This window comes from Desulfosporosinus sp. BICA1-9 (assembly GCF_000802135.1).
In genome coordinates, this window is sequence record NZ_JUEE01000069.1 from 20122 (window position 1) to 27444 (window position 7323).

Genomic DNA, 7323 nt, shown 5'->3' on the forward strand with positions numbered 1-7323 from the left:
TCATAGCTCAACCGTTACCAGTAAATTTCAGTCCTTAGGCGGTACGATAACAAGTGAAATCAGCTTTTCTTCGGCGGCACAGTCGGACTTTTCCCCATTACTCTTACCCTACGACACTCTCCAACCACGTTCTTCTAAACGTTTATAAATAGAATACCAACCTTCTTGAGAAGTCAGCTCTTCAGGTGTACCGCTTTCCATTATGCTACCAGATTCCATGATATGAACCACTTCGGCGTCAATGATACCTGATAAACGGTGGCTAATCGTAATGATGGTTCTTTTCCCACTAACGTTACGGATGGCATCTAAAACTTGTCGTTCTGTAATGGCATCAAGTCCAGAGGTTAATTCATCCAATAGTAGAAGTGGAGGATCGGTCACAATGGCTCTTGCCAAAGACAAAAGTTGAGTTTGACCAAAAGATAACTGAGAAGCACCTTCTCCGATTAGGGTTTCAAGTCCTTCAGGCAGTTTCTCAATAGTGGATCCAAGTCCTACTGTTTCAATAGCACGAATCACTTGTTCCCGAGTAATACTGTCATCTCTTAGAGTTATGTTGTGGTAAATAGTCCCATTAAAGAGTTGTACCGTCTGGGGTACAATTCCAATAAAACGTCGCCTCACATGGGCAGGCATTTGAAATGGATCATGTCCCCCAATGGTAATGGTACCTTTTTTTGTCGGATGTAATCCTGCAATAAGAGTCATCAAAGTGGTCTTGCCAGAGCCTGTGCGGCCAGCAATTGCAACTTTAGAACCCGCTGAAACAAACATATTTGCGTCACAAATCACTTCCTTACCGTTAGGATAGGAAAAATGAACATCTTTGACGACAATTGAAGAGTCAGTAGCACTCGTCACTACGACATCAAAACTATTGTTTGCATCATTTGATTGAGTTCTCAATTCCAAAGGTTCATGAAAAAATTGTTTAATACGATCTAGACCGGCCACTGCCTGCTGAATGGTTTGAATTTCAGAGGCTACAGCTTCGATGGGATCGAATAGTCGAATAAAGAGATCAGTAGCTGCGGCTAAAGTACCCAATGACAAACCTAAAGCAAAGCTAGTCAGGTTGTTTTTTGCGCCTACAATGAGAGCTAAGGCAATGACAGATGCTCTAACCATTTGCATAATGCATGGGAACCAAGCATCATAGATGCTGTTGGCATTCATTGCCAGCCGATGTTTTTCAAGGGATGGTTCAAAGCGCTCTGCAAAAAAATTCTCTTTCCCAAAAATCTTAATTAATTTCATGCCGGAATAAATTTCCTGTATACCAGTATTGATGTCTGAAACCCTCTTGCGTACTTCTTTTTGTCGGGAATATATACGTTTTCTAAAAAAGTTTGACAAAATAAAAATCACCGGAAGTGAACCAATTGCAATCAGTCCTAATGGTTTGGATAATATGAAGAGTGCTCCAAGTAAGCTGATAATCTTTAATAAATCAGCCAACGCACTCACAAGTCCCGCAGAAAAAAGAGTATTAACTGCATCAAGATCCGAGGTGAAACGTGAGATGGTTTCTCCTGCGGGTACACCCAGATAGTATTTCATGGGTAGATTTTGAAGTCTATCAAGCATTTGCTTTCGTATGTTCAGTAACACATGCTGGCCGTATACCGTAGTACTGATTTCTCGGATGAAATCGACTACGCCTCCAAGAAGCACTGCTCCGAGATATAAGAATGCCAATTTCCATAAACTCTCACTACCAGAAACAAGAGAACCGTCAACAATACGTCGCAACATTAGCGATGGCCATATATTGACTACGGCTCCCAAAATGACAGCGAGTATTAATAGAGCGGCATAGAGTCCTTTTGTCTTTGAAACGGTGATTACAGCCTCCCTAAGGAATTTGTAGTCCCTCTGTGAATCCCTAGAAGATTTGTTTCTATTAAGCAGTCTGTTCATTGTGATTTACCCCCATAAAGACTTGTGCTTTATAAATTTCACCATAAACACCTTGTTGCTTAATCAAATCAGCATGAGTTCCTTGTTCGATAATTTTTTCGTGTTCAAGAACTAGAACCTGATTGATATGCTCGAAGGCCGTGAGTCTGTGGGTAAACAGAAAAACGATTTGATCTTTATAATCAGATTTCAAGTGGTCAATAATTACTTTTTCAGTTGCAATATCTACGGCTGAAAAAGGATCGTCCAAGAGAATGATATCCGCTTGAGCGCAAATGGCTCGTGCCATAGCTATCCTTTGACGTTGACCACCTGATACCCTTGCGCCCTTCTCACCAACCTGAGTGTCAAGACCATGTTCAAAACGTCCTAAATCTTCGTATAATGCTGTCGACTTCAAACTTTTATCTAACAAATGCGCTGTAGTGCGATTCGCTTCATCATCAATTAGCCTAGAATTTTCATCAATGGTTTTGAGTAAAATATTATCTCTAATGGACATGGAGAATAAGAACTGTTCATGCCCGGCGTATGAAATACGTTTCCGTATTGTTGACAAAGGCAAATCTCTGAGTTCTTCATCGTTGAAGGTGATACTGCCATGATAAGGATACAGACCCGTCAGAGCATTGACCAAAGCTGTTTTTCCAGAACCTACAGCACCGGTTACACCAATAATCTGTCCCCGATGACCCTCAAAGCATAGATTATGAAGAACTGGTTGTTCATTAAATCCAAAGGTTAACTGTTCTACTTTAATCGTATAGATGGGTTCAAGAAACTCTTCGTTAGTCGTTAAAGTTGAGTCAACAGAAATAGCCATTTTTTCTTTGACACGCTGCCATGCTGCGCGAGCCCCCTGCCAGCGATTGAATACCTTTGCAGCAACCCGTGTCCTGCCCGAAAAAGCGACAAACATGACCATATAAGCATTGAAGGTTCCAACTGTCCAGTCACCAACCATGACTTTCTCACCGCCCAGACCTATGACAACAACGATACCTAGCCCTGCGAGTAAAGCATAAATAGGCAGTAAAGACTGTTGCAACAACATTTGTTTAATATTGAAACGAACCTGGGTGTTGTAAGCATCCATAATTTCCTTTGCTTCTGAAGCCTCCCGACCAAACAAACGCAATACGGAAATAGCACCTAGATATCTTTGCAATCCAGTATTGGCCGTCGATGCAGACTTTCTAGCATCCAATGAGTAATTATATAGAATATGACGCATGTTATGAGCTACAAGTAAAGTCACTGGTACCAAGAGGGTTGCTAACAGTGTGATTTTCCAATCCATTACCATAAGTACGACAAAGTAAGACATCATGAGAAGCCAAGTGTCCCAGCCTTCGTTAATTGTCGACATAACTGTATCGACCACTAGTGTAATATCACCGACTGTCCTAGACATTAAATCACCAACGGTCTCTTTTTCCAATTCCGGCAATGTTCTGTGAAGCGTTCTTTCGAGGAAGGTTTGACGCAGGTCACAGGCAACACGGTTGAACTGATCACGCATATACCACCGCTTAATGAATCTTGAAAACTGGAAGAATGCAGTCACACCGACAAAGAAAAACGCCGACAAAAATACTTGCTGACCGGTACCACCGCCTGCTGCATCTATGAGGCGACCCAGTAAAATTGGTCCAAGTACAATTGCTGTGTTGTAAATGATGCCGGTTAAAGAGGAAACTATGAACTGAAACTTATATTTAAGTAGATATTGAAAAAGTGTTTCTTTTGTTTTTGGTGGTCCAAATAACTTCATGATACATTCCCATCCTATTTCATCTCTTTAAAAAGTTCGAATGCTTTGTTACGAGCTTCTTTTAAAACGACCCTACCCTGTTCAGTAATCATGTAATATTTACGAATTTTTCCGTCCACATTGCGTTCTTCAACTAATAGCAATACATCTTTTTCCATGCTGTGGAGTATTGGATATAGTGTTCCAGCACTCAAATTATAGCCATGACGCTTAAGTTCATCAATCATCCAAAGACCATAAATGGGTTCTTTAGAGGCATGATGAAGAATATGAATGCTTATGAATCCAAGAAAAAACTTTCTTAATACTTTAGCTGACATATTAGTTTGCCTCCTTTCGAATTACGATATCGGGTTTCGATAATAGTGATCCATTAATAGTAATCCATTAATAATTTGCAGTCAAGTTCTTAAAGCGAATAAGTCAGACTTGACCGTGAGATGTTATCGACAGGACAGGTAGCCAGAAAATTAGGGGTATCTACACAAGGGGTGATCAACATAAAGGGATCTCCGCGCCTGATTTCTATGATTACGTACCTTTCTTGTGTTCAGGGCATAGTGGAAGTCTCACGTTCTGTTGTTGTGTACAGGGTTCCTTACTTATGGAGGGTTGTCTGTCCGTGAAGGAAGAGATACCAACAAATGAAGTTAGGAAAGGCGAAGGTCTAAATAATAGATGGGATATTCGCGCGCAAATACATCTCCCAGCCAATAGCTGAGATGTATTTGCGCTTTTTTGTTATTTGTTATGAGGCTTAATTTTTGTTCTGTATAACAGGAGATGACGATTATATGGCAAATTTTATACTAATATAGAGAAATATTGAAGATTCATTATGAGCAAAAGGAATGATCATCTTGCAAACAAACCTAAATCTTTCCGCACATAAGACAATTATCATAGCTCTGCTGGGATTTGTTCTCTTAACAGGTTTTACTGTGCCAATCTTATATAGCCAATACGAAACACAGAAACAAATCCGTGCGCAGAAAGAACTGTATGCTCAGCAATTACAGGAGCAAAAGCGCCAGGAAGCGGTTATAAATCAGCAAATTGAAGATGCGGCCCGTGCGATCCAGGATGAGGCTGAACGGGAAAGTTATCTTAAGGGGAATACAGCCTATGCTGATAAGGATTATTTACAGGCTATAGAATTCTATAAAAAAATAACCTCAAAAAACGCAGATTATCAGACAGCCCAGGACCAGATCAAGAAATCGACAACAGAAATGCACCCCCATTATCTGGCCAAAGCAGGGGTCATAAGCAAACAGGGTAATTATCAGGAAGCGATAAAACTTTTGACCAGTATATCAGCCTATTACCCAGATGATGCACAAGTAAAAAGCGATCTTCTAAAATATCAGCAAGCTCTGGAAGCGGAGAAAAGTTTAGTTGCTTATAATGGACTGATTGAGCATATTTTTTTCCATCCGCTCTTGGCTTATCCGTCCCTGACCTTTGATGGGGATGTAGATTCCAATGGATTTAATCAGTATTTTGTGACGGTGAGTGAATTTGAGAAGATTCTCAACCAAATCTATGCCAACAATTATATTTTGATTAATGAAAATGCTTTGTATGAAGAGAAAGTAGAGGATGGGAAAACGGTCTTGGTGCCCAAAGAGCTAAAGCTTCCTTCCAACAAGAAACCGCTCATCCTGTCTGTTGATGATGTTAATTATCCGGATTACAAATCAACGAATGGGACGATCAGCAAACTGATTCTGGATTCTGATGGCAGTGTGGCGACTTATTCCGTATCCCCGAGGGGAGAGGAAGTCATCTCCCATGATAATGAGATTATCCCGATTATCGATGCCTTTGTCGCTGAACATCCCGACTTTTCCTTCCAGGGAGCCAAGGGAATTCTAGCCTTGACCGGTTATTACGGGATTTTAGGGTATAATACCAATAAATTGGATTCCCCTTCCTATCCGGAAGAACGGCAGACTGCCTTAGGGATTATTGAACGACTTAAAGAAACCGGCTGGACGTTTGCCTCGCACGGTTACAGCCATCTGGATGCCAGGGCGGAGTCTTATCAAAGTCTGGAGAAAGACACATTGCAATGGAAAAAAGAAGTGGGATCGCTTATCGGCCCCACTAATATCTATGTTTACCCTTTTGGCAGCTCGGTGTTGCCTGGGAATCCCAAATTCCAGTTCCTGCTCGATCAAGGGTTCAATATTCTCTATTCGGTGGGACCCACTCCCTATCTGAAAGCTTCTACCGACTATGTGATGATGGACAGGAGGCATATTGACGGGATCGCACTGTATAACCAGGAAGCAATTCTAAAGAATCTTTTTGATACCAAGTCTGTCTTAGACCCAGTTCGGCCTCCGTTAAAGGCTGGGTCTTAGTACACAGAACGTTGCAAATTAACTAATGTTGTTACTTTGATCCGCTTAGGGACTAGCGAAACTAGATGTCGTCAGGCTCGCTAGTTAGGTATTGCGTTGTCCTGTCATATGATCGGGGGCTCTGCCCGACCGAAATATTCATGTTATAATGTAAGTTATAGTTTAAGAAATTCAGGAGGGTTATAAAATGGATAATAATGATATATTAATTAGATTAAGATATGCACTCAATATCAGGGATACAGATATGGTGAAGATATTTGAACTTGGTGGCGTTGAACTTACAACAGAAGAAGTGAGAAAATTACTTATAAAATCAAAAGAAACTTACCGTTACAATAATGTTGTTGATGATCATGAAGAAATAGATGAAAAGGAAGAGAATATAAAATGCAAGAACAGTATGCTCGAGTCATTTCTAAATGGCTTTATTATATTTAAAAGAGGAAAACAAGATCCAAAGCCAGGGCAACCTGAAATGCCAGTACTCAAGAATAGTGAAAATCATCCTAATAATATCCTGCTTAAGAAATTGAAAATAGCGCTCTCACTAACAAGTGATGATATTCTTGATATATTAAAAGAAACTGGGGTCATTGTAACAAAAGGAGAATTAAGCGCTCTGCTTAGAAAAGAAGGGCATAAGCATTATAAAGAGTGTGGTGATAAATACGCTAGAAATTTCTTAAAAGGATTAGCTATCAAGAACAGAGGATAGCTTCTAATAATAATAGAGATCCGATTCACCTTATGGGGTGAAGGTAAGCCTTTAATTTTCTAGGTCCTACCAGTATTTCTCTGCCTATGAACAAGGTGCCGTCAATCTTTGTTTTGACGTCCCATTTGACGAGTGTAATATTACCATCTGTAATTTCGATTCCCGTAATACAACGAGGATGGACACTACTCCCGTCATTAAAGTATGGAGGTTCACCTACTTGAGGAAACCTAGGTCTATGAGTATGACCAGCAATAAGCATATGCTTTTCCCGTGTTACCCACTCAATAAGTTGTTTTTCGACTGCGTCTTTTTTGTCATAATTCTTGGCGGTACTGGTAGGGTCATTGACGCCAAATGATTCAAGAGGTCGCCATAAATACCGAACTAGAAATCTACTTAACCTCCACATTTCATAATCTATAAAACTTACTTGATGCCCGTGGATCAAGAGGATTTTTTGGTTGGTCAGCTTATGCTTTAAAACTAGCCCCTCATGCACCTTTATATTCTCGAATAAAGGGAAATACTTTTTCTCC

5 protein-coding genes and 1 pseudogene are annotated in these 7323 nt (G+C 40.4%); 2 read left to right on the plus strand and 4 right to left on the minus strand.

The window, feature by feature from the left end; translation table 11 throughout:
* Nucleotides 1-108: 108 nt before the first annotated feature.
* Genes JL57_RS08810 through JL57_RS08820 form a run of 3 tightly spaced genes read right to left on the minus strand, consistent with a single transcriptional unit; the run spans nt 109 to nt 4017 of the window.
* Nucleotides 109-1923, minus strand: a complete 1815-nt coding sequence (locus JL57_RS08810) for an ABC transporter ATP-binding protein (protein WP_034141676.1) — start codon at nt 1921-1923, stop codon at nt 109-111.
* The gene (locus JL57_RS08815; RefSeq protein ID WP_034141677.1) at nt 1907-3697 is read right to left on the minus strand and encodes an ABC transporter ATP-binding protein; all 1791 of its coding nucleotides are present in this window, start codon (nt 3695-3697) and stop codon (nt 1907-1909) included. The genes JL57_RS08810 and JL57_RS08815 overlap by 17 nt, the downstream gene beginning before the upstream one ends.
* A 14-nt stretch (nt 3698-3711) precedes the next feature.
* Nucleotides 3712-4017, minus strand: a complete 306-nt coding sequence (locus JL57_RS08820) for a PadR family transcriptional regulator (RefSeq protein WP_034141678.1) — start codon at nt 4015-4017, stop codon at nt 3712-3714.
* A gap of 531 nt (nt 4018-4548) precedes the next feature.
* Between JL57_RS08820 and JL57_RS08825 the strand changes: the two genes are divergently transcribed.
* Entirely contained in the window at nt 4549-6066 is a 1518-nt protein-coding gene (locus JL57_RS08825; RefSeq protein WP_291299871.1) for a polysaccharide deacetylase family protein, read from the plus strand.
* Between the two features lie 187 nt (nt 6067-6253).
* Nucleotides 6254-6784, plus strand: coding sequence for a DUF1456 family protein (locus JL57_RS08830; RefSeq protein ID WP_034141679.1), 531 nt, complete (start codon nt 6254-6256; stop codon nt 6782-6784).
* Between the two features lie 25 nt (nt 6785-6809).
* Here the strand turns inward: JL57_RS08830 and JL57_RS08835 are convergent.
* Nucleotides 6810-7323, minus strand: a pseudogene (locus JL57_RS08835) (serine/threonine protein phosphatase); the annotation flags it as partial.